Here is a 26,540-nt window from a genome sequence, read left to right as displayed (position 1 = left end):
TCAGTACGGGAAGGTGTACGGGGCGGCTTTGACGCGGTCGTAGATCTCGCGCAGCCACGGGAGGCGCACGGCGGGCAGGCCGGCGAGGGTGCGGAGGAACAGGGGGCCGGCGGGCCGGAATCGGCTCGCCGGGTTGCGCGGCGGCGGGTCGTCGTGGAGCACGCCCTCGGGCAGGCCGCCGGTCGCCGGAATCGGCAGGCGGTCGCACCGCCGGCGGCGGTCCCGGTGCAAGGCCAGGTACATCCACACCCCGGCGGCCAGGGGCACTCCCGCGACGGGGGCGAGCGGCGGCCATGCCTCGCCGGTCCGCGGGTGGCGCGGGACCAGGAGGATGTCGGCGTCGGTGGGGTCGGGCAGGCCCGGGCCGGCCAGGACCAGGCGTTTCGCCGGCGGGCCCGGCGGCAGGAGGACGTCGAGCCAACGGCCGAAGGTCTCGGTGAGCAGGCCGCCGGGCACCGTGACGGGGCGGCCCGCCGAGGCCGCTACCACGTGGGCCAGGGCCACCCCCACCGCCGCCTCCCAGCGGGGATTCCACCACCCCTGCGCCTCGATCGGCTCGGTGGCCGGGTGCTCGTTGGCGAACATGGCCCAGTCGAGCGGCGGGGGTTCGCCCTCGTCGTCGGCGAGGAGGCGTACGGCCTGCGGGGCGAAGCGCACCTCCTGCCAGGCTCCGCAGTCGTCGATCCGGGTGGCCACCGGTCGACCACAGCCGGTACAGGCCAGGTTCGGTCCGGCCCTGCCGTCCACTCCGTAGCAGGAGCCCTCGCATCGTTCGGGAATCAGGGCGGTGTTACGGGCGTCACCGGGTGTGATGACCACCGTTCCGGGGGTGCCGAAGCACACGGCCTGGGTGGGCGCGAACAGACCCCGGGCCGCCGCCTCTTCCGGCCCCACCTCGTCCCAGGGCCGCCAAGGCGGCCCGAAGGGTGCGGGGTCGACGGCGTAGGTCCCGGATTCCATGAGCGGGGGGAGCAGTTGGTGGCTGAAATCGTGGCCTGCGTGGACGGGAAGCGCCACCTGTGACACAGACGCGGACAACACCGCGCCGCACTCGGCGCAGACGAACCGGGCCATGCATCCCCTTACTTCGGTCACGGGGGATTGTCCCGGCTCGCCCGTCGCCGGCCAACGGGTTTTTCGGGGCGGTGGCGATTACATCGGGGTCAGCTCGGTGGGGATGGAGGATTGTAGGGCCCTCGTGGTGGCTTGGATGGCCGGGTGGTGGGTGGCGCCCTCTCGGTGGGCGATTTTGGTGCGGCGGTGGAGGGGGAGGCGGGTGAGGGATACGGCGGGGGTGTGGGTGGGGATGCCCAGGTGGGGGACGACCGCTACGCCCTGGGCAGCGGCGACCAGGGACAGCACCGTGGTGAAGTCGTCGACCTGGTGGCGGACATGCGGGGTGAAGCCGGCGGCCTGGCAGGCGCGGATGGTCATCGCGTGGCACAACGTGCCCGGAGTGGCGGTGATCCAGGGGGAGTTCCGGCAACCGGCGAGCACCGAGTCGGTGGGGGTGCCCGCCGGCGGTGGGGATTGGCCGGCCAGGTACATCGGTTCGGTGCACAACGGGCTTGTGGCGATGCCCGGTTCGGCGACCGTCGGGACGAAGTCGTATTCGTGGATCAGCGCGACGTCCAGGTCGCCCGCGCGCAACGCGTCGGCGACCCGGGCCGGGTCGATCTCCATCACCATCGGCTCCAGGCCCGGATGGCGGTCCACGAGCGAGGTCAGGGCCGGGAGGATCATCGCCCGGGTCGCGGTCGGGAAGGCGCCGATCCGCAGGGGTCCGGCCGGGCCGCGGCGGGTGTCCGCCAGCTCCGCCGCGGCCTGCTCCAGGCGGGCCAGCACGGCCTCGGCGTGGCCGACCAGGGTGTGCCCGGCCGGGGTGAGGGTGACCCGTCGCCCGGTGCGTTCGAGGAGCGGGACGCCCGCCTCGCGTTCGAGGGTGGCGAGCTGCTGGGAGACCGCCGAAGGGGTGAACGCGAGGGCTTCGGCGACGGCGGCGATCGTGCCGCGCAGGGACAGTTCGCGCAGCAGGCGCAGGCGGCGGACGTCGAGCATCGGCTCAGCTTACGCTCAGCTTCACGAATGTGAACTGGACCTGCATGATCGGTGCGGGCCACCCTCGTACTCATGACTCGGCAACCACGGCAGAATCGGCAGACTCCGCAGGCTCGGCAACGGCATACACCCCTGACCGGAATCCTCGTCCCGCTCGTCACCCCCTTCGCCGCCGACGGCCGCATCGCGGTGGACGCGCTCGCGGACCTGGCCCGCTCCGTCCTGGCCGCGGGCGCGACCGGCCTCGTCGCCCTGGGCACGACCGCGGAGGCCGCCACGCTCGACCCCGACGAGCGCACCACCGTGATCGACGTCTGCGCCCGCGTCTGCGCGGAGCGCGACGCGGTCCTGGTGGTCGGCGCCGGCGGCAACGACACCCGGGCCAGTGACCGCGCGCTGGCCGACCTCGCGCACCGGCCGGAGGCCGCCGCCGCGCTGGTGCCGGTGCCGTACTTCAGCCGCCCCTCGCAGGCCGGCGTACTGGCGCACTTCACCCACCTGGCGGAGGCCGCTCCGCTGCCGCTGATCGTGTATCACGTCCCGTACCGCACCGGCCGACCCCTCGACGCGGCCACGCTGCGCGCGCTGGGCCGGCTTCCCGGCGTGGTCGGGGTCAAGCTCGCGCAGGGCGGCATCGACGGCGAGACGGTGGACCTGCTCGGCGACCTCCCGGCCGACTTCGCGGTCCTGGTCGGCGACGACCCGTTCCTGTCGCCCCTGCTCGCGCTCGGCGCGTCCGGTGGCGTACTCGCCTCGGCACACGTGGCCACGGACCGCTTCGTCGAACTGACCGCCGCCTGGCAGCGCGGCGACCTCGACCGGGCCCGGCCGCTCGGGCACGCCCTGGCCCGACTGGCGGCCGCGCTCTTCCGCGAACCGAACCCCACCGTGATCAAGGGCGTGCTGCACGCACAGGGCCGAATCCCGACCCGAACGTGCGCCTGCCACTGCTGCCGGCCGGCCGCGAGGCGGTCGACGAGGCCCGGAAGGTCCTCGCCGACCTTTAGCCGGGGTGCGGCTACTCGGCCCCGGCGCCGGCGTCCGGGATGCGGCGCATCGCCCGGCCCACGTGCAGGAATTCGGCCCGCTCGCCCTCGCCGAGGAAGAGGAACTGCCGGTGCCGTCCGCCCATCCCCTCGGTGCTGATCAGCATGCGCTCGCTCGTCGGCACCACCCGCATGGCGATCGTGTCGTCGCCCAGCAGCGCGCCCAGCTTGCCGAGCATTCGCGCGGTCACGACGAGCCCGTCCTCGGTTTCGGCGACGTCGAACCGCTGCGCGGGCGAGGCGTAACTGCCGACCAGGTAGGTCGTGTCGACGGCCGGCGGCTCGGCGGGCGGGAGCGGCGGGGCCGGCGGGCGCACGTCGGCGAGGGTTTCGAGGAGTTCGCAGATCAGGTCGTACACGCCGTACAGGGCACCGCCGTTGGTCAACAGCGCGATCGACACGTCGCGTTCCGGCACCACGCGCAACATCGCGCCCTGGCCGATCGTGCCGCCGTCGTGGCCGATGACCTCTCCGCCGGACCAGTCGTACAGGATCCAGCCGAGGCCCCACAGCCGCGCGCCGAACGCGCCGTCGCCGCCGATCTCGATCTGCGGCTCGCGCATCGCCCGCGCCGACTCCTCGGACAACAGGCGCTCTCCGTCGGGGAGTTGCCCGAGCCGGATGTGCGCGGCGGCGAATTCGAGCAGGTCCGTCGCGGTCATGGCGAGCGCCGAGCCGGAGGGCGCGCCGTTGCGGTCGGTGTGGTGCACCGGCGCCTTGGCGTTGGTGCCGTCGGGACGGCCGATGTGTCCGATCGCGCTGCGCATCAGGATCGACTCGGTCGCGTTGTTGGCCACATGCGTCAGACCGAGCGGGGCGACGATGCGATCGCGCAGCGCCCGCTCCCAGGTCACTCCGGTGCGCACCTCGACGAGGCGGCCGAGCAGGTCGAATCCGGCGTTGGAGTACGAGAACGTCTCGCCGGGCGGGAACAGTTGCTCGCCGACCGTGGCCAGACTGGCCACCAGGCGCACGAGCGAGTCGTCGCCGTTGCCGTGGTCGTCGAACAGTTCGCCCTCGAAACCCGCGGTGTGGCACAGAAGGTGACGGGTCGTCACCCGTGCGGCGGCGTCCTCGTCGACGAGTCGCAGGTCGGGGATGTAGGTACGGACCGGGACGTCGAGGTCGATCAGTCCCTCGTCGACCAGTTGCATCACCAGGGTCGCGGTCCACACCTTCGTGATCGAGCCGATCTGGAAGACCGAGTCGGTGGTCGCCGGATACTCCGTCTCGACGTCGAGCACGCCCACCGCGGTGGCGACGGTGCGATCGCCGACCCGGACCGCGAGGCTCGCCCCCGGGATCCCCGACTTCTCGACCAGCTCCGCCAGGCGTGCCCGCAGGTCTTCGGCGGTCGGCAGGGGCGCGGTCGAACCCGCTGCGACCGAACGGTCCGAGCGGCCGGAAGCCGGTGTGGCGGCATCGGGCGGGGTGGGTCGTCCCATGGGTCGGGCACCTCCTCCAAGGGCGGCGGTCTGCCGCGGGGAGCGCTCACGCTAGGCAGCGTGCGCGGCGGTCGGATCGTCCGGGAGGACGAACAACGCCATCCGAACCTGTCCGAATCGCCGACGCCTGTCGAGGCCGAGGTGCGTGATGCTCACCGGACGGGCGACGCCCGACGGGCGGTACCCGAAGGGCGGTGCCCGACGGACATCCGGCACTGGGCGGCGGGCAACCGGCGACGAACGGGAGACTCCATGGACGTATACATCTCGATCGACATGGAAGGAGTGGCGGGCATCGCCACCCTCGACCAGATCGTGCGCGGCGGCGGTGGCTACACCAGGGCGCAGGAGATCATGACAGGCGAGGCCAACGCGGCCATCGAGGGTGCCTTCGCGGCGGGCGCGGACAGCGTCCTGATCAACGACAGCCACGGCACGATGGACAACCTGATCGTGCAGCACCTGGACCCGCGCGCCCGGGTGATCCTGGGCAGCCCGAAGGCCCAGTGCATGGCGCACGGCCTCGGCGCGAACCACGGCGTCGCGCTGTTCATCGGCTACCACGCGGCGGCCGGCGCGCCGGGGGTGCTCGCGCACACCTTCTCGTCGGACTTCACCTCGGTACGGCTGAACGGCAAGCCCGTCACCGAGGCCGAGGTCAACGCGCTCCTCGCGGCCCGGCACGGCGTCCCGATCGGACTGGTCACCGGCGACAACGAGGTCTGCGCCGCCACCGCCGCGGTCTTCCCCGGCGTGATCACCGTCCCGGTCAAGACCGCCGAGGGCTTCACCGCCGCGAACAACCTGCACCCGACCGTCGCCCAGGACCTCATCCGGGCCGGCGCGGCGGCGGCCGTGGAGAAGGCCGCGGTCCTGGAACCGCTGGCGCTGCCGGAGAAGTTCGTGTTCGAGGTGGGCTTCCAGATCCCGCTGGCCGCCGAGCTGGCGGCGTCGGTCCCGGGCGCGGAGCGGATCGACCTGCTCACGGTGCGCTGCGAGGCGACCGGCCCGGACCAGCTGATGGACCTGGTCAACCTCTGGTACACGGTCGCCGCGCACTCGGCCCGGTCGCGGCTGCCGATGCTGGAGCGGCGCTGATCGCTGTCGGCCGGGGCCGGGTGGCGGTGCGGGGCGAGGAGGGGGCGTCCCGCACCGCCACCCGGCTTCGGCGCCCGAGGAGCGGGGGTGGGGGCGGAAGTCGGGGGTAAATGGCCGGCGTGCGGCTCGATACGGCGGGATGATCCGGGGTGTCCGGGGCGACGCGGGCTCCTCCGCCGTGCTTCGGGCCCGAAGCCGTGCGCGGCCGACCCGCTCCGAAAGGCAGTCGTGATGATCCTTGGCGCGTCCGAGCCGTCCGATGTCGTGCGGCCCGAAGTGCGGGCGGCGGTAGGGGTGGTGCGGGGCAGGCGGGAGGCGGGGGTGGCGGTCTTCCGGGGCATCCCGTTCGCCGAGCCGCCGGTGGGTGCGCTGCGGTTCGCCGCGCCTCGGCCGGTGCGCCCGTGGGACGGGGTGCGGCCGGCCCTGGCGTACGGACCGCCGCCGCCGCAGGGCGGCGCTCTCGGGATGGCCGAGTTGGCGCGGGGCGCCGTGGGCGACAACTGGCTGACGGTCAATGTCTGGTCGCCCGATCCGGGTCCGGGCGCGGGGCTTGCGGTGATGGTGTGGATCCAGGGTGGTGCGTACACGGTCGGCATGTCCGGTCTGCCGGAGTACGACGGCGCACGACTGGCGCGGGACGGCGGCGTCGTGGTGGTGACGTTCAACTACCGCGTGGGGTTCGAGGGTTTCGGCCTGATCGAGGGCGCGCCCGCCAACCGGGGGCTGTCGGATCAGATCGCCGCGTTGATGTGGGTACGGGACAACATCCGGGCGTTCGGCGGGAATCCGGACCGGGTCACCGTCTTCGGCCAGTCGGCGGGCGGAGGGTCGGTCGCGGCGTTGTCGGCGATGCCGCGCGCGGCCGGGCTGTTCGGTCGGGCCGTGGCGCAGAGTGTGCAGGGCACGTTCTTCGCGCCGGAACTCGCCGCCGACATCGCGGCGAGCTGTGCCGCCGAGTTGGGACTGCGCGCCACGACGGCCGAACTCTCCGAGGTGGAGCCCGAGTTGTTGGCCGCGGCCGGGGACGCGGTGGCCGCCGGGATCACCCGCTGGGCCGGGCGGTGGGGACGGGCCGCCCACGGGTCGACCCCGTTCGCGCCGGTCGTCGACGGCGACACGCTGCCGGCCACACCGTGGCGGGCCCTGACCGACGGCGTCGGGCGGGACGTACCGCTCCTCGTCGGCCACACGCGCGACGAACAGCGGCTGCTCACCGTGCTCGACGGGCTGCTCGGCGAGGTGACGGAGGAGCAGGCGGCGACCGCCCTGGACGTGTTCGGCCCGGAGCGCGACGGTGCGCGCCGCTACCGCGACGGGTATCCGCACGCGAGTCCGGAGGAATTGTACGAACTGGTGCGCTCCGACCGGCTGTTCCGGATGCCCAGCCTGCACCTGGCGGAGGCGCGGATCGCTGGCGGCGGCCGGGCCCACGTGTACGAACTGACCTGGCCCGCACCGGGCATGGGTGGTGTTCTCGGCGCGTGTCACGGCCTCGATGTCCCGCTCGTGTTCGGCAACCTGGATCGGGGCCAACCGGCCCTGTTGTTCGGCGACGGCCCGACCGAGGAGGCGGAGGCGCTGTCCGCCCGCATGCGCGCCGCGTGGACGGCCTTCGCGAGGGACGGCGACCCGGGATGGCCCGCGTACGAGCCGGAGTCGCGCGCGACCCGGGTCTTCGCGGCCGAGCCGACGGTCGCCGCCTATCCGGAGGAGGCGTCCCGGCGGATCTGGGCGGGGGAGCCCATGTCGGCGTTGTCGATGGTGGCGGGGTAGCACTCGCCGGTCGTGCGGATCCCATACCCACGACCGCCGGGTGCGTGCCGTACCCCCGCTCGGGACGGGTGCCGTCCCGAGCGGGGCGGGCGGTTACGACGCGGCGGCGCCGGTGGAGCGGCGGTCCAGGGAGTCGCCGACGAGGTGGTAGACGGCGTTCTGGGCGGCGATGTGGCGGTCCACCTCGCCGGCTTCGCGCTGCTTGCCGTCCGCGCGGCCGGATATCGCGTAGATGTAGTAGCGGTAGAGCGATTCGTTGACCCGGCTGAAGGTGGCGTCGGGCGCGAAGCTCTCGGCGCCGGACGCCGTCGGCGGCGTGACCTGCCGGAAGCCGTCGGGGTCGTCCACCGCGAGGGTGGCGGCGGCCACGGCGGTGGGCATCTGGAGCACGCCGACCGTGGTCTGGACGTTGTTCGCCTTGTCCACGTAGAGCGCGACGACGCCGCGTTCGCAGCCCAATCGCGCGATCTGCTCGGCGGCCTTGTCGAAGGCCACGGCGGCGCAGTCGTCCACGGTCTTCACGCAGGTCCGGGTCAGCATGCCACCCGCGTATTTGTACGGGAGTTGCGCGAGGCCGAAGACCTCGTCGCCGGTGACGGGCCTGGGGTCGCGGGACGCGAAGCGCAGGTCCTCGCGGGTGAGGGTGCCGCGCGTGGGCTTGTCGGTCGCGGTGACCGGTACACACGGCCGCAGCGAAGACTGGGACGCGGACGCGCTGGGTGTGGCGCTGCCGGCGGCGGGCGGCGGCGTCGAACCGGGGGTCTGCGGGCCGGCGCTCGGCGGCGGCGCGGCGGCGGCCTTCTTGTCGTCGCCTCCGCCGCACGCACTCGACGACGCCAGGACGGCCACCGCACACGCGGTCACGGCAAGAGCGCGCCACGGCCGGCGGGCCGGGGTGCGGGTGGCGGCGCGTGGCGTGTCCGGTGCGTCGTGTTCGAACATCGGGGACTCGTTTCGAATCACGGCCGACGCGCGGTACGACGTGGCACGGTACGGCACCGATGCTCTCCGGCGGTCCGGGCGTCCGGCCTGAGGAACCCGCCGGATGGTGTCGTACCGGCTGACAATCGGTGAAAACCTAGCATCGGGTGCCGCACCAAGATCAGCCGTTCGCGGCCGATGTGGGGATCTCCGCGCGAAATGGATATTCCGACGCCGCGGGACCGGATCGGCCGAGGTCGTCGGCGCGATCCGGTCCCGCGTCGCGGCGGCGGGTGCCGATCGTACGGATGCGTCATCCGAGCGGCCCGCCGTGACACGTCCTACTTGAGGGCGGTGAGCGCCTTCTCGTAGTCGGGCTCCTCGGCGATCTCGGCGACCAGTTCGGAGTGCACGACCACGTTGTTCTCGTCGAGTACGACGACGGCGCGCGTGGCGACGCCCGCCAGCGGGCCCTCGGTGAGCGCGACGCCGTAGTTCTCCAGGAACTCGCGGCCCCGCATGGTGGACAGCGTCACCACGTTGTCCAGGCCCTCCGCACCGCAGAAACGGCCCTGAGCGAACGGCAGGTCGGCCGATATGCACAGGACGACGGCGTTCGTCAGGTCGGCGGCCGACGCATTGAACCGACGCACCGACGCGGCGCAGGTGCCGGTGTCGATGCTCGGGAAGATGTTGAGCACCTTCCGCTTGCCGGCGTAGTTCTCCAGCGACACGTCGGACAGGTCCTTGGCCACCAGGGAGAAGTCGGGCGCGCTGTCGCCGGGCTGCGGGAGGCGGCCGGCGACGGCGACCGGGTTGCCCTTGAAGTTGACCGTCTGTGACATGGGAACCTCCGAGTTGGTAGGGGATGCGAGCCGGCCGTGTCGGGCCGCGTGCCGACCGCGGGACGACCGCGACCGGCACGTGTCCCGGGTCCCGACACGGCCGCTCCCGGACCGAAGCCCAATCGGCGACCGACATCCGTGGAGCGGGACGCCCGACGGCCGGGAAGCGTGCGCCTCAGGCTATCGGGCGCCCGATCGGGGCCGAGGGGCGGCGCCGGTCGGCCCGTGTTGTCGGCGCCCCTGCGCGGTGTCGGCCGGCGTCCGGGGCGCGGCGCCGGCGGCCGTACGGGTGGAATCGCCGGGCGGTGCCGGTCGGCGCGCGGTCCGGTGCGCGGACGGGTGATCACCTTGGCCGAGCGGGTCCCCTCCGCTGTCCGGTCCCCTCGCTGTCCCGTCCCCTCACCCCCGGAAGAGACATATCGCCATGCGCCGTGCCTCCGGCTGCCGCCTCGCCACCGCCCTGTTCGCGCTATCCGCCCTCGTCCCGCTCACCCTGGCCGGCCCCCTGGCGCAGGCCGCGCCACCGACGATCGTCGTCGCCGGCGATCCGCGCGTCGACGCCTCGGACCCCGGCGACCACGCGTCGCACGGCCTGGATCCGGCGATCGTGGCCCGTCTCGACGAGGTGATCGCGCAGACCCGTCGGGAGACCGGGGTACCCGGGGTGACGGTCGGTCTGTGGTGGCCCGGTCGGGGCAGTTACGTGCGATCGACGGGGGTGGCCGACATCGCCACCGGTGCGCCGATGACGCCCGATCTCAACATGCGGATCGGCAGCGAGACCAAGACGTTCACCGTCACCGCCCTCCTGGAACTGGTCGACGAGGGGCGGCTCTGGCTGGACGATCCGATCTCCGTGTATGTCGACGGGGTGCCCGACGGCGACCACATCACCCTCCGCCAACTGGCGGAGATGCGCAGCGGCCTGTTCAGCTACACCGCCGACCCGGACTTCGTACAGGCGCTGCTGAGCGACCCGACCCGTGCGTTCACCCCGCAGGAGTTGTTGGGCTACGCCTTCCGGCACCCGAACGTCTTCGCGCCGGGCAGCGCGTTCCAGTACTCCAACACCAACACCGTCCTGCTCGGCCTGGTCGTGGAGAAGGTGGGCCGGATGCCGCTGGCCGAGTTCATCCACCGGCGGGTCACCGGACCGGCGCACCTGCGGCACACCCTGTTCCCGTGCGGCGCCGAGTTCCCGGCGCCGCACGCGCACGGGTACACCGACCAGACCTTGACCGGCGAGGTCGCCGACACGACGGACTGGAACCCGAGTTGGGGGTGGGCGGCCGGCGCGATGATCTCCGACCTGCACGACTTGCGCCGCTGGGCGAAGGTGGTGGCCACCGGGACACTGCTCTCCCCGGCCGTGCAGGAGCAGCGGGAGAAGTTCGTGCCCGTGCCCGGCTTCGACGACGCCGGGTACGGGCTCGGGCTGTTCCGCGTCCGCGGCTGGGTCGGGCACAACGGATCGCTGCCGGGTTACGAGAGCGTGACGATGTATCTGCCCGAGCAGGACGCCACGATGGTCATCCTGCTCAACACCGACATCCTGCACGACGGCAACGAGCCCAGCACGCTGTTCGCCAAGGCGATCACCTCCGTCGTCACGCCGGAGAACGTGTACGACCTCCCGGCCGAGCGCTGACCCCGGCGCACGCGGCAGCGCGGCACACCGCCCCGAGGGGCTCGTGCCGCGCTGCCGGCGCGTTTTCGGGCCGGGTGGGTCGGGGCGGATACCCGGACAGCCGGCCGGAGTTGTGGCGGCGGACCGGCGCGGCGGGGATGCGCGGCGGGCCGCCGTGGCCACTGCGGCCTCCCGAACTCCCGCCCGGTGCACGGCGGTACGGGCCGCCGATCGGGGTCGGCCTCGTGGCCGTGGGCGCGCGGTCGGTGTCGTGGGCGCGGGTGGTCCGGTCAGCCGGCGGCGGTGAACAGGCCCCGGCCGGCCTTGCCCGCGCGGCCCGCCTTGACCAGGCCCTCGGCGGAGGTGCGGACGCTCTCCAGGCGGCTCTTCGTGGGCTCCTCGCCCAGGGCTTCGGTGAGTCGGCGCACGTTCATCGGCTGCCCGCTCGCGCTCAGCAGCGCCGCGATCTCGTCGCGCAGGTGCGTGCGGACCCGACGTTCGGCGGCCGGTGCGGGGGCGGCGGCCTTCGGGGCGCGGGCGGCCTTCCGGCGCGGGCCCGCCGGTGCCGGGGCGGCGGCCTTGGGGCGGGGCGCGGCCTTGCGCCGGCGCGGCGCGGGGGTGGTGCGCTTGGTCTCGGCCGCGGCCTTGGGCGCGGCCTTGGCCGCGGGTGCCGGGTCCGGAGCGGCGGCGGGCGGCGCGGACTTCTGTTCCCTGCGGGGCTGCGGTACGGGCGCGACGAGGGGGCGGATCAACGTCAGGTGTGCGACCGCGTTGCGGCGGGCCTCGAGTTGTCGCTCCACCTCGGCCAGTTCCGTCTCCAACTCCTCGCGACGATGGGCCAGTTCATCGGCCTCCCGTTCCAGCGACACACGCAGTTCCTCAACCGACGACGCCATCCGGCGACTCCTTCGCTCGACGTGCCCGGTGCGCGGAATACCCACACCCGGGATGCCGACATGATCGCGCGTCGGAGTGCGCCGTGTGTGGGAAAGCCCGGTTTCCCCTACGAATGATGCTTTCGTGCTGTTGGATCGAGGAGGCCGAACGCCGGTCGGCGGTGTCGGTCGCCGGGCGTCAGGCCTTGTCCGGATCGGGGCCGAGTCGGGCGCGCACGTGGGCCGGCAGCACGCGGGCGTGCTCGGTGAGCGTGTCGAGGAACGCGGTGGTCAACGGATCCGGCCGGGGGCGGGTGTACGCGGCGAGGGCACGGCGCACGGGCGGGTCGGGGCGCAGCAGTCGGCCGGGAAAGTGCGGCGGGATGACGTTCGCGGGCACCAGGGTGGGACCGAGGCCGGCCGCGGCGAGCAGGGGCGCGGCGGCGGTCTGTTCGGTACGTACGGCGGTGTTCGGCCGGAACCCGGCGGCGGCGCAGGCACGATCCAGCACGTCGGCAAGGCCGTTGCCCGCCGCGTAGTGCACCCAACTGCGCTCGGCCAGCGTGTCGATCCGGACCCGCGTCGCGCCGTCGGCGGCGGCCGGATCGTCGGCCGGGACCACCACGACGAACTCCTCGACGCCCAGGTCGCGCAGCGGTCCGTCCCAGCGCGGTGGGGGAGGGCCGACGGCGAGGTCGGCGCGTCCGGCGGTCATGGTCTCGTGCAGTTCGCCGGCGTGCCGGTGGTCCACCAGGCTCACCCGGATCTCGGGGTGGGTGCGGCGCCACCGGTGCAGGACGGGCGGGAGCACGCCGAGGCTGACCGAGTACACCGAGGCGAGGTGCAGTTCGCCGGTCTCCAGACCGGCCACGCGGCGGGCGGCCGAGCGGGCCCGGGCTGCGTCGGCGAGCGCGGCACGGGCGTACGGCAACATCGCGCGGCCCATCGGGGTGGGCCGGACCGAGCGGGGGAGCCGCTCCAGGAGCGGGCCTCCGCTGTCCCGCTCCAGGGCCTGGACCTGGTGCGAGAGCGCGGGTTGGGAGACGTGCAGCAGCTCGGCGGCGCGGGTGAAGGACCCGGCGTCGACGACGGTCACCAGGTATTCCAACTGCCGCAACGTCGCCATAGACACAGTTTATGGCAGGGATAGAAAGTATGCCTTGGACGCATGGGTGGGATGTGCCGCAGAGTCGAGATACAAGGCCGTATGCACCCGAAATACGGCATGAGCAACGAAGGTGCCACCCATGTCTGTCACGCCCGACCTCTCCCGGACCGCCGCGCACACCCCCGCCCCGACCCTCGAAGGGCGGCGGATCGTCGTCGTCGGGGCCGGATCCGGCATGGGCCGGGCCCTGGCCGCGCAGGTGTCGGCCGCCGGGGCCGAAACGATCCTCGCCGGCCCGGACCCGGCCCGGCTGCGGGAGACGGCGGACACCCTGCCCGGGCCGGCCGCGGTCCTGGCCCTCGACCTCGCCGACGAGGACTCGATCGCCGCGTTCGCCGCCGAGGTCGGGAGCTTCGACGACCTGGTCTCGACTGCGGCGATGCCCGCCAACGGTCCGGTCGTCGACCTCGAACTCGCTTCCGTGGAACGCGCGTTCGCGGCCAAGGTGATCGGGCCGATGTTGCTCGCCAAGCACCTGGCCGGCCGGATGCGCGAGGGCGGCTCGTTCACCTTCTTCTCCGGTGTGGCCGCGTGGCGGCCCGCGCCCGGGCGGGTGGTGATGGCCACCACCAACGGCGCACTGGCCTTCCTGGTCCAGGCGCTCGCGGTGGAACTGGCCCCGCTGCGGGTCAACGCCGTCTCGCCCGGCATCGTCGATTCCGGCGCCTGGGACGGCATGGGCGCCGACAAGGAGGCGTTCCTGCGTCAGGTCGCCGAGCGCAACCCGGCGCGCCGGGTCGGTACGCCCGACGACGTGGTCCGGGCGGTCCTGTTCGCGCTCACCAGCCCGTACGTGACCGGTACGGTTCTGCACGTCGACGGGGGTGGGCGTCTCGCCTGACGTCCGGGCTGCGGGCTGCGGGCTGCGGTCTCCGGGCTCCGTGCTCGGGGTGAGCGGCGGGCGGGCCGCGTCGGGCCCGTGTGGCAGGCGCGCCCGTCCGGCAGGATTGGGCCGGATGACGACCAACGGCCCGTGGAGTACCCACGCCCTCGAATTCCGACCCGACACGGTGGTCAAGACGTTTCGCGCCGGAGCGCACGACAACCACCGGCGGGAATGGACCGCGCTGACCCTGCTGCACCGCTTCGCGCCCGACCTGGCCCCGCGCCCGGTGAGCCGGGATCCTCGACCGTCGTGCCCGGTCGTGGTGATGTCCCGGCTGCCGGGGGTCGCGCTGCGCGGCATGAGCGTGCGGGACGAGCGTGTCGACGCATTGGCCACGACGTTGAACACGCTGTACGCGGCCGTCCCGGACGAGGTCGTCCGCGAACTCCCGGTCCGGCCGGGGCAGCAGGACCCGATCATCGCCCGGATCGACGAGTGGGCGGGGTGGGGGATCGACACCACACGCTCGGTCGGTCGGGCCCTCGCGGCGGGCGTGCACTGGCTGAATCGTGGTGGTGGTCGGCGGGCTCTCGGTCGCGGGCAGGTGCCCGCCGTCTTCGGCCCCGGGGACGGGAATCTCGCCAACTACCTGGAGGATCCCGGGGATTGCCCGGAAACCGGAGCGCGCGGGACACGGGCGCGGATCCGGGTCGTGGACTTCGAGGAGTCCGGGCGCAGCGACCGGGCCTTCGAACTCGCGGAGATCACCGAACACGTATCGAGCTGGGTGGACACGTCCCTGGACGTGCGTCGACTGCTCGATCGGGTCGACCTCACCCCGGCGGAGGCCGCGCGCGTGCCGGACTGCCGACGCCTGCTCGCCCTCGTCTGGCTGTTCCTGCTGTCGATGGAGGACCCGGAGAACCCCCGGAATCCGCCGGGGACCGCCGAGCGCCAGGCCGCCCGCCTCACCGAACTCTTCGGCTGAGCAAGGGCGTCGAGGTGCACTCCGCCGGTTTGGGACGGCCGGCGGCATGCCCCGACTCGGCGCGTAGCCGGTCCCGAGTCGGGGAAACATCGGGACGCCCTCGCCCGGTGCCCCGAGCAGACCGTCCCCGACCCGGTCGCGACGCCCCGGCGAGAGCACGCAGCAAGTCACCGTCACCGTCCGACGATCGCCTGCGAGGTGCCCCGTGTCCGGGACCAGTGCAATCCCCCTGCCCAGCGTCCGCCCCGAGGGACGTCCCTTCGACCCACCCGACGTCTTCCACCGACTGCGTGCCGAAGAGCCCCTGCGCAAAGTGTCGTTACCCGACGGCAGCGCGCTGTGGTTGGTCAGCCGGGACCGGGACGTACGCCGCGTCCTGGTCGACCGTCGGTTCGGTACCGCCCGCACGCCCGACCTGCTGCGCCCGACCGGCCCGGACCTGGAGGCGCGACGGGTGGGAAACCTGCTACGCCTCGACCCACCCGAACACACCCGGGTCCGCCGACTGCTCGTCGACGCGTTCACCCCGAGCCGAATACGCGGGATGCGCGCCGACCTCGAACGCACCGTGTCCGACGCCCTGGACGCCCTGGAACGTATGCGACCCCCGGTGGACCTCGTCGCCCACTTCACGCTCCCCGTCCCGTCCCTGGCGATCTGCGCACTGCTCGGCGTGCCCTACGCCGACCGCGAGGGATTCCAACGCCGCACCACCACCCTGCTCGACTTCGCCCGCCCCACCGAGCAGGTGGCCGCGGCGGCGGCCGAGGCGCACGCGTACATGGCCGACCTCGTCGCCCGGGAGCGCAAGCGGCCGGGCGACGGACTGCTCGGCAGCCTCGTCCGGGACCACGCCGACACCCTCACCGACGCCGAACTCATCGGCCTGGCCAACCACTTGCTGGAGGCCGGACACGAAACCGTGGCCGCGACGCTGGGCCTGGGCACCTTCCTGCTCCTTCAAGAACCCGAAGCGGCCGACCGGCTGCGCGACACCGGGGACCCGGCCGCCGTCGCCGACGCGATGGAGGAACTGCTGCGATATCTCAGCGTCATTCCCTACGGCCTGCCCCGAACGGCCCTGACGGACGTGGTGATCGGGGACCATACGATCGCCGCCGGCGATCACGTCGTGGTCTCGCTGGCATCCGCGAACCGGGACGAGGCCGTGCACGACCGACCGGACCGCTTCGACCCCGACCGCCGGCCCACCCCGCACCTCGCCTTCGGACACGGCACCCACCACTGCCTGGGAGCCCAACTCGCCCGCCTGCAACTGGGCATCGCCATCCCCGCGCTGCTGCGCCGATTTCCCACCCTGAGCTGCGCCGTGCCGCCGGAGCGGGTGCGGCTGCGGGCGTCGTCGGCGGTGTATGGGGTCGCCGAACTGCCGGTCACCTGGTGAGCGGCCGGCGGTCGGTCGCGGCCGGGCGACGGCGGTACAGCGCCACGCAGTGGCGGGCCAGTGCGACGGTGGCAAGCAGCGCCACCAGGGCACACACCCCCCGCCAGCCGGCCCGCCCGTACACCCGGACGCCGAGCCAGGAACCCGCGCTGCCGCCGAGGTAGGCGCACGTCATGTAGGCCGTGTTGAGTCGGCCGCGGGCGTCGGGGCGCAGCGCGAACACCCGGGCCTGGTTGGCGACCATCCCGCACTGCATCGCCACGTCGAGCAGCAGCGTGCCGGCGACCAGGGCGGTCAGGCCCCAGGCGCCGCCCCGGGCGCCCGGGACCAGGACGGCGGCGGAGACGAGCACGCCGAGCAGGCAGATCAGGGTGACCGGATCCGACCCGCGCCGATCCACCAGGCGCCCGGCGAGTGGGGTGCAGACCATGGTCGCCGCGCCGACCAGGGCGAGCAGCCCCACCGCCTGGGCGCCGAGGTGGTAGGCGGGACCGGTGAGCAGGAGCGTCAGGCAGGTCCACACGGCGGAGAACCCGGCGAAGACGGTCGCCTGGTACAGGCAGGAGCGGCGCAGTTCCGGCTCGGCCCGCAGCAGTCGCAGCGGCTCGGCGAGCAGTGCGGGGTACGCCTGGCGCGAGGTGGGCTCGGTCTCGGGCAGGGCCCGGGCGAGCGCGGCGGCGAGCAGCGCGACCACGCCCGCCGCCACCAGGTACGGCGCGCGCCAGCCCAGCCCCTCGCCGAGTGCGCCGCTGAACGTGCGGGCGAGCAGCATGCCGCCGATCGAGCCGCTGAGCAGGGTGCCCATCATCGTGGCGCGATGTTCGGCGGCGACCAGTCCGGCCGCCAGCGGGCCGACGATCTGCGCGGCCACGGTGGTGGCGCCGATCACGACCCCGGCGGCGACGAGCACACTCAGACCGGGCGCGCAGCCCGCGAGGAGCAGTCCGGTGGCGGTCACGGAGAGCAGGGTGACCAGGAACGCACGGTTCGGCAGGCGGTCGCCGAGCGGTACGAGCAGGAAGATCCCGAGCGTGTAGCCGATCTGCGTCGCGGTCACCACCAGGGCGGTGGTGTCGGGCGATTCGTGCAGGCCGGCGGCGATCAGCGGGACGATCGCCTGCGGGAAGTAGATGTTGCCCACGCCGACCGCGCAGGTCAGTGCCAGGATCAGGACCAGCCGACGGGGCATTCCCGGCCCGTCGGGCCGCGCGGGAGAAGCGGGATCCGGCGGGAGGCGGACCCCGCTCGGGGGCCCGGGCGAGGTGTCGTTGCCCGTGTCTGTCATATCCGGTAGTCCACGGCACCGCCGCGCCGGCGCCAATGGATGTAGCGTGGAGCTTGATGATCAGCTACGAACTCGGCGTCGAGGACCTCGCCGACACACGGTTCGCCCTCTCCCCGCTGCACGAAACCGTGTGCAGCCTGCGGGTGTTGCGCGAGCCGGGATTGTCCGCGTTGTTGCTGCCGTGGCGCAGGTCGGTGGTCGACCGACTGGACGGGCTCGACACCGACCTCCTGCTGTCCCTCGTCGCGGTCCGGCGCACCCTCCCCGACTACCTGACCCCGCGACCCGGCACCTTCGCGCCGAGCTTCGCCGAGGAACTGGCCGCCGTTCGACGCACCTCCCCGGATCTGGTCCGCCGCGACCTGATCGACACACACGCCCCGGAGCCGGTCCCCGCCCCGCTGCGGGAGGTGGCCGGGGACGACGAAGCGGTGGCCGCGCTACGCGATCGCATCTGCGAACTGCTGGGGCGCTACTGGGAGATCGCCATCCGGCCGACGTGGCCGCGGATCCGGCTCCTGCTCGAAGCCGACATGACCTACCGCGCGCGGCAACTGGCCCTGGGCGGCGCGCGGTCGTTGTTCGCCGACATGCACCCGAACCTGCGCTGGGACAACGGCGTGTTGTACATCGACAAGATGATCGGCCGGCACCACGTGGCGGCGGCCGGTCGGGGACTGCTCCTCGTACCTTCGGTGTTCGCGCACAAACCCGCGCCGCCGCTCAGTGCGGAGGAACCGCCGATGCTGATGTATCCCAGTCGCGGCGTGGCCACCTTGTGGATCCGGGAGCCCGTCCCCGACGCCGGCGCCCTGGCCTGTCTCGTCGGCGCCGCCAAGGCCGAACTGCTCGTCCTCCTCGCCGAGCCGATGGCCGGCGTCGAGATCGCCGACCGACTCGACGTCACGCCGAGCGCGGTGTCCCAACACCTGCGCGTCCTGCACGCCACAGGCTTGGTGACCCGCAGCCGGGCCGGCCGCCGGGTGCTCTATCACCGGAGCACGCTGGGCGACCGGCTGGCCGACGGGCGGCCGGCGGACTGACCCAAAGCGACCGGATTCGGCCGCCGAGTGTTCAGCCGCCGAGGGTACGGCCGCCCAGTGTGCCGAAGCCCGCCTCGACGGCGGCGAGCCCGGCGCGGACATGGGGCGGTTCGGTGGGGGCGGGATCCGCGAGCGCGGCCTCCTGTTCGGCGATCGTGTCGCCGTACAGCCCCCATCGTCGGGATCGGCGTCACGACGGCGGAGGGCGCTTCCCGTGCGGGCCGGGGGATGGCGTGGGGCCGCTCCCGCCGTTGCCTCGACGGGGGGTGGCGGATCGGTTACCGTGCGGGTTTTCGGTGACTACGCGACGCCGATGGCGCCGAGGGCGTACTCGACCGCCCTGGCGAGTTCGTCCGCGGTCACCGGGCGGGCGACGAAGCCGTCGTGGTCGTCGAGTTCGTCGACCCGCTGGTCGGCCACGTCGAGGGCGAGATGTTCGGCGAACTCCGCGACCGCCCCGGCGTCGCCGTCGAAGTCGGCGGCCCGGTCGGTGGGCGCGTCGAAGAGTACGCCGATCCACAGATCCGGATCGCGCAGCACCAGCATCTCGCCCAGATGCACCCCGCACCCGGGCGGACCGTCCTCGTCGCCGACGGCCGGAGAGCGGCCCAGCATCGGCACGCCGCGCTCGTCGGTCGGGCCGCCGCACGCGTGCGCCGACGCGGCGCCCAGCGGACAGCGCCGGCCGTGCTCCTGATCCTCGATGTGCGTGCCGCGTGCCATCACCGCTCCTGTCCACGACTGCCGCCGATGCCGATCGCGACCGATGCCGCGCGCGCCGTATGTCCGCGCGCCCACCGCCTCGCCACGCCGCCGAGTCCAACACGGGGGACGACCGACTCGGAGGCAAACGCGCCGTACCGGACCACGGCATGCCACGAATGCCGTAATCCGACCGTCCGGCGACCCTGCCCGCCCGACGGTGACCGATCGTCACGCGATGTGCGGCCGATACCGGCGCTGCGGGGTTCGGTCGCGCGAGGGTGTCGCGGAAGGGGCACACTCGGACACGTGGTACTGCGACGGCGTCTCGCGGAGTTCCGGCACCCATGGCAAACGGCCCATGCACTGCCGGTACTCACCGTCGCACTGATCGTGGTGATCACGGTCGTGGACCTGATCTCCTCACCCGACGTGCACCTCGGTCCGCTCCTGGGCGTGGCGCCCGCGCTGGCCGCCTCGTTCGCCGGGCCGCGGCTGACCGCCGGGATCGGGGCCGCCGCCGTCGGCGCCCAAATGCTCATCGCCACGCTGCGCGGCGGCCTGGTCACCCGCAACCACCTCATGCAGGTCATCGCCGTCGCCATGATCTCCGTACTGGTGTGGTATCTGTGTCTGCGCCGCGAACAGCGCCGACGCGAGGTGGTCCGGCTGCGTTCGGTCGCCGAGGCCGCGCAGCGGGTCCTGCTTCGGCCGCTGCCGCGTCGGGTCGGCTCGTTGCGGATCGCGTCGTTCTATCTGGCCGCCGACGACGAGGCGCAGATCGGCGGCGACCTGTACGCGCTCGCCCGCACCGACGCCGGGGTCCGCCTGATCATCGGCGACGTCCGCGGCAAAGGACTGGCCGCCATCGGTGACGCCGCGCAACTGCTCGGCGCGTTCCGTGAGGGTGCCCATCGGTTCGCCGCGCTGCCCGAGCTGGCCGCCGCGCTGGAGGAGAGCATCTGCCGCTACCTGGCCGAGTTGTCCCCGACCGACACGGACGCGGACGAGCGTTTCATCACCGGCATCGTCGCGGACCTGCGCGAGCACGACGGCGTGGGCGCGCTGACCACCTTCGGACACCCGCCCCCGCTGGTTCTGCACGACGGCCGGGTGCACACCCTCGACGCGCGGCGGCCCGCACCCCCGCTGGGCCTGTGCCAGGGCATCGACGCCGCCGACTACGTGGTCGACACCTTCACGCTCCGCGCTGGGGACATCCTGATGTTGTACACCGACGGTGTGATCGAGGCCCGGGCGCCCGACGGTACGTTCTATCCCCTGACCGAACGTGTCGCAGGGTGGAGCGACCTCGGCCCCGAGGGGCTGCTCGACCACCTCCGGCACGACCTGCCGGCGTACGTCGGCGGCCGGCTCGCGGACGACGCCGCCGTGGTCGCGATCGAACGCACCCCCACGCCGCTGCCGGGCCGGCACCGCTACGGGGCGGTGGCCGTGTCGAAGGTGGCGCGGTAGGCGCTGGGGGGTACGCCGAGGCGGCGTTTGAAGAGGGTGCGCAGGTTGGCGGGGGTGCCGAGGCCGGATCGGCGGGCCACGGCGGCCATGGACAGGTCGGAGTCCTCGAGGAGTTCGCGGGCCCGGTCGACGCGCGCGTCGGACAACCACTGCATGGGCGGCAGTCCGGTCTCCTCGTGGAAGCGGCGGATGAGGGTGCGCCGGGACAGCCGGGCCCGTCGGGCCAGCACGTCGACGGTCAGCGGTTCGTCCAGGTGGCGCAGCGCCCAGGCGCGCAACTCGTCGAGCCCGCCGCCGCGTTCGGGCGGGGTGGGGTGGGCGATGTACTGCGCCTGGCCGCCCGCGCGATGCGGGGCGGCGACCAGGGCGCGGGCCCGCTGATTGGCGATCGTGGCGCCGAGGTCGGCGCGGATGATGTGCAGGCACAGGTCGATGCCCGCGGCCACGCCCGCCGAGGTCAGCACGTTGCCCTCGTCGACGTAGAGCACCTGCGGTTCGATGCGCACCGACGGGTATCGGTGGGCCAGTTCGGCGGCGCGTTGCCAGTGGGTGGTGGCACGACGGCCGTCCAGCAGTCCCGCGCCGGCCAGGACGAACGCGCCGGTGCAGATCGACACCATGCGGGCGCCTCGGGCGGCGGCCTCGGCGAGGGCGGTGCGCAGTCGCGGCGACGGGGGGTCGGGCGGGACCAGGCCGGGCACGACGATCGTGTCGGCGTCGGTGAGGGCGTCCAGACCGCGGTCGACGAGCAGCGACGGGCCGCCGTGGAGCGGGACGGGGCCGGGGCGCTCGGTGCAGACGGTGACCCGGTACGGGCTTCCCTCCCAGTCGCCGAACGCCTGGATCGGGATGCCGAAGTCCAGGGCCAGGACCCCGGGTTGGGCCAGGACGACGACGTGGTGGGGCGGGCGTGGCACCGGGGCGTCGGCCCCGGTACGGGCTGCGGCGGGCATGGCACGATACTATCGATGAATGGCAATCGTGCCACTGCCTCGGGCACCGATCCGCGGATTACCGTCGGGGCATGGACACAATCGCCGCCGTTCCCACCACGCCCCTGGCCCACCGGACGATCGAGTACGTGCGGGCCCGCACGTCGCGGCCGACCGCGGAGCACAGTTTCCGCAGCTACCGGTTCGCCGTGTTGCAGGCCGCGTACGACAGGCTGCGACCCGGCGCGGACTTCGACCCCGACCTGCTGTTCTCGGCCTGCGCGCTGCACGACCTCGGGACGTCGCCCGACGCGGAGGGCCGGCAACGATTCGAGGTCGAAGGGGCCGACATGGCCGCGGCGTTCCTGACCGAGGGCGGGGTGGCCGCCGCCGACGTCGACCGGGTCTGGGAGGCCATCGCGCTGCACACCTCGGCCGGGATCGCCGAGCGCCGCGGCACGCTGACGTACCTGACCCGCAGGGGCATCGCCATCGACTTCGGCGTGGACACCGAATGCGTCGACGACGCCCAGGCCCGGGCGATCCACGCCGAACACCCCCGGCTACGGATGGCCGAGACCCTGACCGGGGAAATCGTCCGCCACGCCCGCCGGAATCCGCAGAACGCCCCCCGCTACAGCCTCCCCGGCGAACTGCTCCGCGAACGGGGTGAGGACGGGACGGGCCGCACCGGGATGGAGGCGGGGGCGGCGGCTTCGCGCTGGGGCGCGTGAGCGGGTCGTCCCGGGTATGGGGTGCGCTGCGGGTGCGGGGCGGCGGGCGGGAAAACGGTTGAGGGGTGTCGTGGGTGGGCGGTCGGATGGTCGGTGATGAACACAGGACAGATGCACTCCGGTATGCACCCCGTCGACGGCGACCTCGTGTGGCGGCTGGTTGCCGGGCAGTTCCCCCGATGGGCGGGACTGCCGGTGGAGCGGTTCCCGTCGGGTGGCACGGTGAACGCGATGTACCGACTGGGTGCGGACATGGTCGTGCGGTTGCCGCTGGTGCGCGGCGGGGTCGCGGACGTCACGCTGGAGCGGGAGTGGTTGCCGCGCCTCGCCGGGCTGCTGCCGACGGCCGTGCCGGAGGTGCTGGGCGCGGGGGAGCCGGCCGACGGGTACCCCTGGCCGTGGTCGGTGTACCGGTGGCTGGCGGGGGAGAACCCGGAGCCGGGGGCACTGCGGGCACCCGCGCGACTGGCCGAGGACCTGGCCGGGTTCGTGGCGACGATGCGCGGGGTCCGGTTGCCGGGAGCGCCGAAGGCCCATCGGGGCGGACCGCTCGCCGCGCTGGACGCCTCGACCCGGTCGGCGATCGAGGAACTGCGCGCGATCCCGGCGGAGGGCGTCGACTGCGATGCCGCGATCGCGGTATGGGAGGACGGACTGCGGGCCGACGTGGGGCGGGACGAGCCGCCGGTGTGGCTCCACGCCGACCTGATGCCGGGCAACCTGCTGGTGGACGGCGCCGGGCGGTTGACCGCGGTGATCGACTTCGGGTGTGTGGGGCTGGGCGACCCGGCCTGCGACCTGTTCCCGGCCTGGAACCTGCTGCCCGCCGGCGCGCGGCGGACCTTCCGCGACGCCCTCGGCGTCGACGACGCGACCTGGCTCCGGGGCCGGGCCCGCACGCTGTCGCAGGCCGTGATCGCCCTCCCGTACTACCGCGAAACCAACCGGGCGATGACCACCAGCGCCCGCCACGTTCTGGCGGCGGTGCTGGGCGAACGGGACGCTTGATCCACGCGGTTGTCTTCGCCTTCGATCCACGCCGTTGCCTGTGGCCTTGCTCTACACGGTTGCCTGCGGCTTCGCTCTACGCGGTTGCCTTCGCCTTGAGGGTGGCGATGTGGTCGAGGAGGCGAGGATCCGCACGGAACCATTCGCCGCGGAGGCGGAGGTCCTGGAACGCGGCGTGCAGACGGCGTTCGTCGGCGATCGAGCCGGGTTCGGTGTGCAGGACCTCGCCCGGGGCGGACTGGGCCAGTCGCCGGCGCAGGTCGGTCGTGAAGCCGATCTTGATCCGTCGATCGGTGCGGACGAAGTAGACGAGCCCCTCGCCGAGCATGGTGACCTCGGTGGGTTGTCGGCGCGGGCGCCGGCCGGAGGGAGTCTCCTCCTCGTCGTCGCCGGGTAGGCCGTCATGGGCGAACTCGCAGGTGGCGGCCACGTGTTCGGCGCACAGCGGAACCGGGGCGTCGGGGAGGGCCGGTGCACGGCACCCGCCGTCGGGGCGGGGCGCGATGCACAGGCCGGTGGCGTCGCTGATGATGACCTCCTCGGCAGGCCGACCATTCCCGGGTCGTCGACACGACTCCGGGAACCCCCATGTTTCCATCCCGGTCCGACACCCCGACGCCGGGGACGGCGGTGTCGGCACCGTGCTGCCGACCCCCGTCACCCGTGGACTCCCCTGGAGGATCAGGAAGTTGGTCCGATCGTCACCACGTGGGCCCAGTCGGGTGGCAGGTCCGGAGTGTACTCGGGGTTGTCCTCGTTCACGGAATAGCCGTGGACGCGGGGGAACAGGCCCACCACCGTGCGACAGGACGGGCGGGCACTGGGCCAGGGCGTCTGACCGTCCGTCAACACCACGACGACGTCGGGGCGAGGGCTGCGGCGCAGGGCCTTGGCGAACCCCGAGCGCAGGTCCGTACCGCCGCCGCCGAGCAGCGTGATGCCCTCGCCGTCGCACAGCGGTTGCACGATCCGGGCCGCCGCGTCGCACGACACCACGGTGACCAGGTCGCGCCGGCCGCCCACGGCGCGGGAGATGGCGGCCACTTCGAGGAGGGCGCTGCCCAGTTCGGCGTCGCTCACCGACGCGGACGTATCGACCACCACGGCCACCCGAGGCGGCTTGCGACGCAGGCTCGGCAACACGACGCCGGGCACGCCGGCCGAACGGCGGGCCGGCCGGCCGTACGTGTAGTCGTCGGCACCGCCGGCTCCGGCCACCGCCGAGCGCACCGCCGCGCCCAGCAACTGCCGCCACGGCTGCGGCGGATGGAACACCTCCTCGGCCCACCGCCGCCACGACTTCGAGGCATGCCCGGGCCGGCCCCTGATGCCCTGCGCCACCCGGTACCGGACCGCGTCCCGTTCGTGCTCGCTCAGGCCGTGCGCGCCGTCCGGCCCCAGATCCCACTCCCGATCCAACCCGTCGGCGCCGCTGCCGCAGTCCAGCCACGCCAGGTCCTGCGTGACCAGTCCCATCACGATCTCGCGCAGGTAGGTCTCCATCAACTCGCCATTGGACATTCCGAACAAGCCCGGTAGCACGGCGCCTTCGGGCTGGGGCAGTCCGTCGTCGAACGCGTCGTCGTTGATCTCGCAGTCGGCGGCGAGGTTCATCCGCAATCGGTCACCGCGGCCGGTCAATCCGCGCTCGTACGCCACCCGGTCGCTGCGCCCGTGGTGGTCGCGAAGCAGGTGCGACACCTCGTGCACCCATACGGAGGCCAGTTCCTCCTCGGGGGTTCGGGCCACGAACGCCGGTGAGACGTAGCATCGCCAGTGCCGGTCGACGGCCATCGTCGACACGGCCCGCGACTCGACCACGTGCAGCGCGTACAGGGCGGTGGCCAGGTACGGGCGGGCGCGGGCGGCGTACAGGCGGGCCGCGTAGAGCTTGTCCAGGTCGAGGGCTCCCGGCGCGTCGGCGATCATCGGCCGGCCCGTGCGGTCACCGCGGTTCGGGCCGCCGCCCGGTCCGCGCGCCGGGACAGCGACACGGCTCCGGCCAGCCGCTCGATCGATGCCGGCACCTCCCAGTCCTGGTCGCGCAGCGAGGCGAGGGTGGTGGCGGGGACGACCACCAGGTCCGGGGCGCCGGTGTCGAGTGCGCGGACCAGGATCGCCCAGGCCGCGTCCCATCGGGGCTTGTCCGGGCGGTTGCGGACCGCCTCGACGACGCCGTCGAGTACGGCCTGACGCAGGTCTCCGCGCTCGGGCAGGATCGCGCGGGTCGGGTCGGCGAGCAGGTCCTCGGGGTCCGGGAGGTCCATCCGGTCCAGGGCGGCCAGCAGTTCGAGCCCCGGGCCGTCCCCGACGGTGCCCCTGACCAGCAGGGACACCACCTCGCGGGAGGACCCGGCGGCGGTGGCGAAGGCGATCAGCGACACCGTCATGTCCCAGCTGCGCGGCGACGGCCAGGCGCCGCCGCGACGGGTTTCCGTGGTGGGAAGGAGGTGGACGAGCTTGGGGCGGCCGGCGAGCAGGCCGCAGACCGCCCGGCGGGCGAAGGCCACGGCCTCGGCGAGTCGGGTCGGGTCCAGGACGGGCAGGGTGGCATGCGGCCAGGTGCCGCCGAGGCCGCGCACCACGACGTCGTGGTCGTGTACCCATTGGAGGTGTACGAAGCGGTTCGCCATCGGCGGGCTCAGCTCCCAGCCGTCGGCGGCCGACCCGCGCGGGTTGGCGGCGGCCACGATCCGGATGCCGGGCGGCAGTTGCAGGGCGCCGACCCGGCGTTCGAGGACGAGCCGGAGCAGGGCGGCCTGTACGGCCGGCGGCGCGGTGGACAACTCGTCCAGGAACAGCAGTCCGCGTCCGGCGCGCACGAGGCGAACGGCCCACTCCGGCGGGGCCATCGGTACACCGTTGGTCGCCGGATCGTCGCCGACGATGGGCAGGCCGGAGAAGTCCGAGGGTTCGTGCACGCTGGCGATCACGGTGGTGAGCGGCAGGTCCAGGGTCTCGGCGAGTTGGGTGAGCGCGGCGGTCTTGCCGATCCCGGGTTCACCCCACAGCAGTACGGGCAGGTCGGCGGCCACGGCCAGGGTCAGGGCCTCCAGTTGGGTATCGGGGCGGGGCTCGGTGGCGGTGTCCCGCAGGAGAGCCAACAACTCTGCGGCCACGTCGAGTTGGGGCGTGCTGCGCGGTGCGGTGGTGGTGAGTGGGGTGGGTGTGGGCATGGGTGATCACCTTTTGGGTTCGGTGGGGGAGCTTCGGGCGCGCGAAGGTGCGCACGCCGAAGTGCGCACGCAAGCGCGCGGCGAAGTGCCTGCGGCGGCGCGCCCGGCA

Annotated in this window: 23 protein-coding genes and 1 pseudogene; 11 read left to right on the top strand and 13 right to left on the bottom strand. The window is 73.4% G+C overall.

What is annotated here, in order from left to right:
• Both ACMXN5_RS36010 and ACMXN5_RS36005 read right to left on the bottom strand, forming a co-directional pair.
• Entirely contained in the window at window positions 1-1,074 is a 1,074-nt protein-coding gene (locus tag ACMXN5_RS36010) for a hypothetical protein (RefSeq protein WP_439679097.1), read from the bottom strand.
• Between the two features lie 78 nt (window positions 1,075-1,152).
• Window positions 1,153-2,058, bottom strand: a complete 906-nt coding sequence (locus ACMXN5_RS36005) for a LysR family transcriptional regulator (RefSeq protein ID WP_439679096.1) — start codon at window positions 2,056-2,058, stop codon at window positions 1,153-1,155.
• A gap of 72 nt (window positions 2,059-2,130) precedes the next feature.
• On the opposite strand from ACMXN5_RS36005, the pseudogene ACMXN5_RS36000 reads away from it, so the two are divergent.
• Window positions 2,131-2,931, top strand: a pseudogene (locus ACMXN5_RS36000) (dihydrodipicolinate synthase family protein); the annotation flags it as partial.
• 145 nt (window positions 2,932-3,076) lie between these two features.
• On the opposite strand, the gene ACMXN5_RS35995 reads toward ACMXN5_RS36000, so the two are convergent.
• Entirely contained in the window at window positions 3,077-4,549 is a 1,473-nt protein-coding gene (locus ACMXN5_RS35995; protein ID WP_439679095.1) for a serine hydrolase domain-containing protein, read from the bottom strand.
• Between the two features lie 252 nt (window positions 4,550-4,801).
• On the opposite strand from ACMXN5_RS35995, the gene ACMXN5_RS35990 reads away from it, so the two are divergent.
• Window positions 4,802-5,647 (top strand): M55 family metallopeptidase, encoded by an 846-nt coding sequence (locus ACMXN5_RS35990; protein ID WP_439679094.1) that lies wholly within the window; start codon window positions 4,802-4,804, stop codon window positions 5,645-5,647.
• 231 nt (window positions 5,648-5,878) lie between these two features.
• Complete coding sequence (locus tag ACMXN5_RS35985; RefSeq protein ID WP_439679093.1) at window positions 5,879-7,420, top strand: carboxylesterase/lipase family protein; 1,542 nt, start codon at window positions 5,879-5,881, stop codon at window positions 7,418-7,420.
• Window positions 7,421-7,513: 93 nt separating this feature from the next.
• Here ACMXN5_RS35985 and ACMXN5_RS35980 read toward each other — a convergent pair whose 3' ends face one another.
• Together ACMXN5_RS35980 and tpx are read right to left on the bottom strand one after the other, a co-directional pair.
• A complete protein-coding gene (locus ACMXN5_RS35980; RefSeq protein ID WP_439679092.1) occupies window positions 7,514-8,362 on the bottom strand; it encodes a hypothetical protein in 849 nt (282 codons plus the stop codon).
• Between the two features lie 320 nt (window positions 8,363-8,682).
• Window positions 8,683-9,186, bottom strand: a complete 504-nt coding sequence (tpx, locus tag ACMXN5_RS35975) for a thiol peroxidase (RefSeq protein ID WP_380033561.1) — start codon at window positions 9,184-9,186, stop codon at window positions 8,683-8,685.
• A 424-nt stretch (window positions 9,187-9,610) separates the two neighbouring features.
• Here tpx and ACMXN5_RS35970 point away from each other — a divergent pair, with 424 nt between their 5' ends.
• Window positions 9,611-10,834: a serine hydrolase domain-containing protein gene (locus ACMXN5_RS35970; RefSeq protein ID WP_439679091.1), complete on the top strand. Its 1,224-nt coding sequence runs from the start codon at window positions 9,611-9,613 to the stop codon at window positions 10,832-10,834.
• Between the two features lie 269 nt (window positions 10,835-11,103).
• On the opposite strand, the gene ACMXN5_RS35965 is transcribed toward ACMXN5_RS35970, so the two are convergent.
• Both ACMXN5_RS35965 and ACMXN5_RS35960 read right to left on the bottom strand, forming a co-directional pair.
• Entirely contained in the window at window positions 11,104-11,709 is a 606-nt protein-coding gene (locus ACMXN5_RS35965) for a hypothetical protein (RefSeq protein WP_439679090.1), read from the bottom strand.
• A 178-nt stretch (window positions 11,710-11,887) separates the two neighbouring features.
• Complete coding sequence (locus tag ACMXN5_RS35960) at window positions 11,888-12,814, bottom strand: LysR substrate-binding domain-containing protein (RefSeq protein WP_439679089.1); 927 nt, start codon at window positions 12,812-12,814, stop codon at window positions 11,888-11,890.
• 121 nt (window positions 12,815-12,935) lie between these two features.
• On the opposite strand from ACMXN5_RS35960, the gene ACMXN5_RS35955 reads away from it, so the two are divergent.
• From ACMXN5_RS35955 to ACMXN5_RS35945, 3 genes are all read left to right on the top strand, one after another.
• A complete protein-coding gene (locus tag ACMXN5_RS35955) occupies window positions 12,936-13,697 on the top strand; it encodes an SDR family oxidoreductase (RefSeq protein ID WP_439679088.1) in 762 nt (253 codons plus the stop codon).
• 115 nt (window positions 13,698-13,812) lie between these two features.
• On the top strand, window positions 13,813-14,670 hold the full coding sequence (locus tag ACMXN5_RS35950; protein WP_439679087.1) for a phosphotransferase family protein: 858 nt from the start codon (window positions 13,813-13,815) through the stop codon (window positions 14,668-14,670).
• Between the two features lie 205 nt (window positions 14,671-14,875).
• On the top strand, window positions 14,876-16,075 hold the full coding sequence (locus tag ACMXN5_RS35945) for a cytochrome P450 (RefSeq protein WP_439679086.1): 1,200 nt from the start codon (window positions 14,876-14,878) through the stop codon (window positions 16,073-16,075).
• On the opposite strand, the gene ACMXN5_RS35940 is transcribed toward ACMXN5_RS35945, so the two are convergent.
• Window positions 16,065-17,264: an MFS transporter gene (locus tag ACMXN5_RS35940; protein WP_439679085.1), complete on the bottom strand. Its 1,200-nt coding sequence runs from the start codon at window positions 17,262-17,264 to the stop codon at window positions 16,065-16,067. The genes ACMXN5_RS35945 and ACMXN5_RS35940 overlap by 11 nt on opposite strands.
• Before the next feature lie 152 nt (window positions 17,265-17,416).
• Here ACMXN5_RS35940 and ACMXN5_RS35935 point away from each other — a divergent pair, with 152 nt between their 5' ends.
• The gene (locus tag ACMXN5_RS35935) at window positions 17,417-18,403 is read left to right on the top strand and encodes an ArsR family transcriptional regulator (protein ID WP_439679084.1); all 987 of its coding nucleotides are present in this window, start codon (window positions 17,417-17,419) and stop codon (window positions 18,401-18,403) included.
• Between the two features lie 300 nt (window positions 18,404-18,703).
• Here ACMXN5_RS35935 and ACMXN5_RS35930 read toward each other — a convergent pair whose 3' ends face one another.
• Window positions 18,704-19,126, bottom strand: coding sequence for a hypothetical protein (locus ACMXN5_RS35930; RefSeq protein WP_439679083.1), 423 nt, complete (start codon window positions 19,124-19,126; stop codon window positions 18,704-18,706).
• A 288-nt stretch (window positions 19,127-19,414) separates the two neighbouring features.
• Between ACMXN5_RS35930 and ACMXN5_RS35925 the strand changes: the two genes are divergently transcribed.
• Window positions 19,415-20,581, top strand: a complete 1,167-nt coding sequence (locus ACMXN5_RS35925; protein ID WP_439679082.1) for a PP2C family protein-serine/threonine phosphatase — start codon at window positions 19,415-19,417, stop codon at window positions 20,579-20,581.
• Here ACMXN5_RS35925 and ACMXN5_RS35920 read toward each other — a convergent pair.
• Complete coding sequence (locus tag ACMXN5_RS35920) at window positions 20,545-21,534, bottom strand: GlxA family transcriptional regulator (RefSeq protein WP_439679081.1); 990 nt, start codon at window positions 21,532-21,534, stop codon at window positions 20,545-20,547. The two genes, ACMXN5_RS35925 and ACMXN5_RS35920, sit on opposite strands and share 37 nt — an antisense overlap.
• A 71-nt stretch (window positions 21,535-21,605) precedes the next feature.
• Between ACMXN5_RS35920 and ACMXN5_RS35915 the strand changes: the two genes are divergently transcribed.
• Window positions 21,606-22,247 (top strand): HD domain-containing protein, encoded by a 642-nt coding sequence (locus tag ACMXN5_RS35915; RefSeq protein WP_439679080.1) that lies wholly within the window; start codon window positions 21,606-21,608, stop codon window positions 22,245-22,247.
• 96 nt (window positions 22,248-22,343) lie between these two features.
• Window positions 22,344-23,255, top strand: a complete 912-nt coding sequence (locus ACMXN5_RS35910; RefSeq protein ID WP_439679079.1) for an aminoglycoside phosphotransferase family protein — start codon at window positions 22,344-22,346, stop codon at window positions 23,253-23,255.
• Between the two features lie 76 nt (window positions 23,256-23,331).
• Here the strand turns inward: ACMXN5_RS35910 and ACMXN5_RS35905 are convergent, their stop codons facing one another.
• From ACMXN5_RS35905 to ACMXN5_RS35895, 3 genes are all read right to left on the bottom strand, one after another.
• A complete protein-coding gene (locus ACMXN5_RS35905) occupies window positions 23,332-23,853 on the bottom strand; it encodes a GIY-YIG nuclease family protein (RefSeq protein WP_395795952.1) in 522 nt (173 codons plus the stop codon).
• Between the two features lie 83 nt (window positions 23,854-23,936).
• Window positions 23,937-25,184, bottom strand: coding sequence for a vWA domain-containing protein (locus ACMXN5_RS35900; protein WP_439679078.1), 1,248 nt, complete (start codon window positions 25,182-25,184; stop codon window positions 23,937-23,939).
• Window positions 25,181-26,431: an AAA family ATPase gene (locus ACMXN5_RS35895; protein WP_439679077.1), complete on the bottom strand. Its 1,251-nt coding sequence runs from the start codon at window positions 26,429-26,431 to the stop codon at window positions 25,181-25,183. Before ACMXN5_RS35895 ends, ACMXN5_RS35900 begins: the two co-directional genes overlap by 4 nt.
• Between the last annotated feature and the right edge of the window lie 109 nt (window positions 26,432-26,540).

The organism is Embleya australiensis (assembly GCF_051903075.1).
GTDB lineage: Bacteria > Actinomycetota > Actinomycetes > Streptomycetales > Streptomycetaceae > Embleya.
Note: the sequence above shows the minus strand (reverse complement) of the source record. Positions and strands in the feature narration are given on the sequence as shown.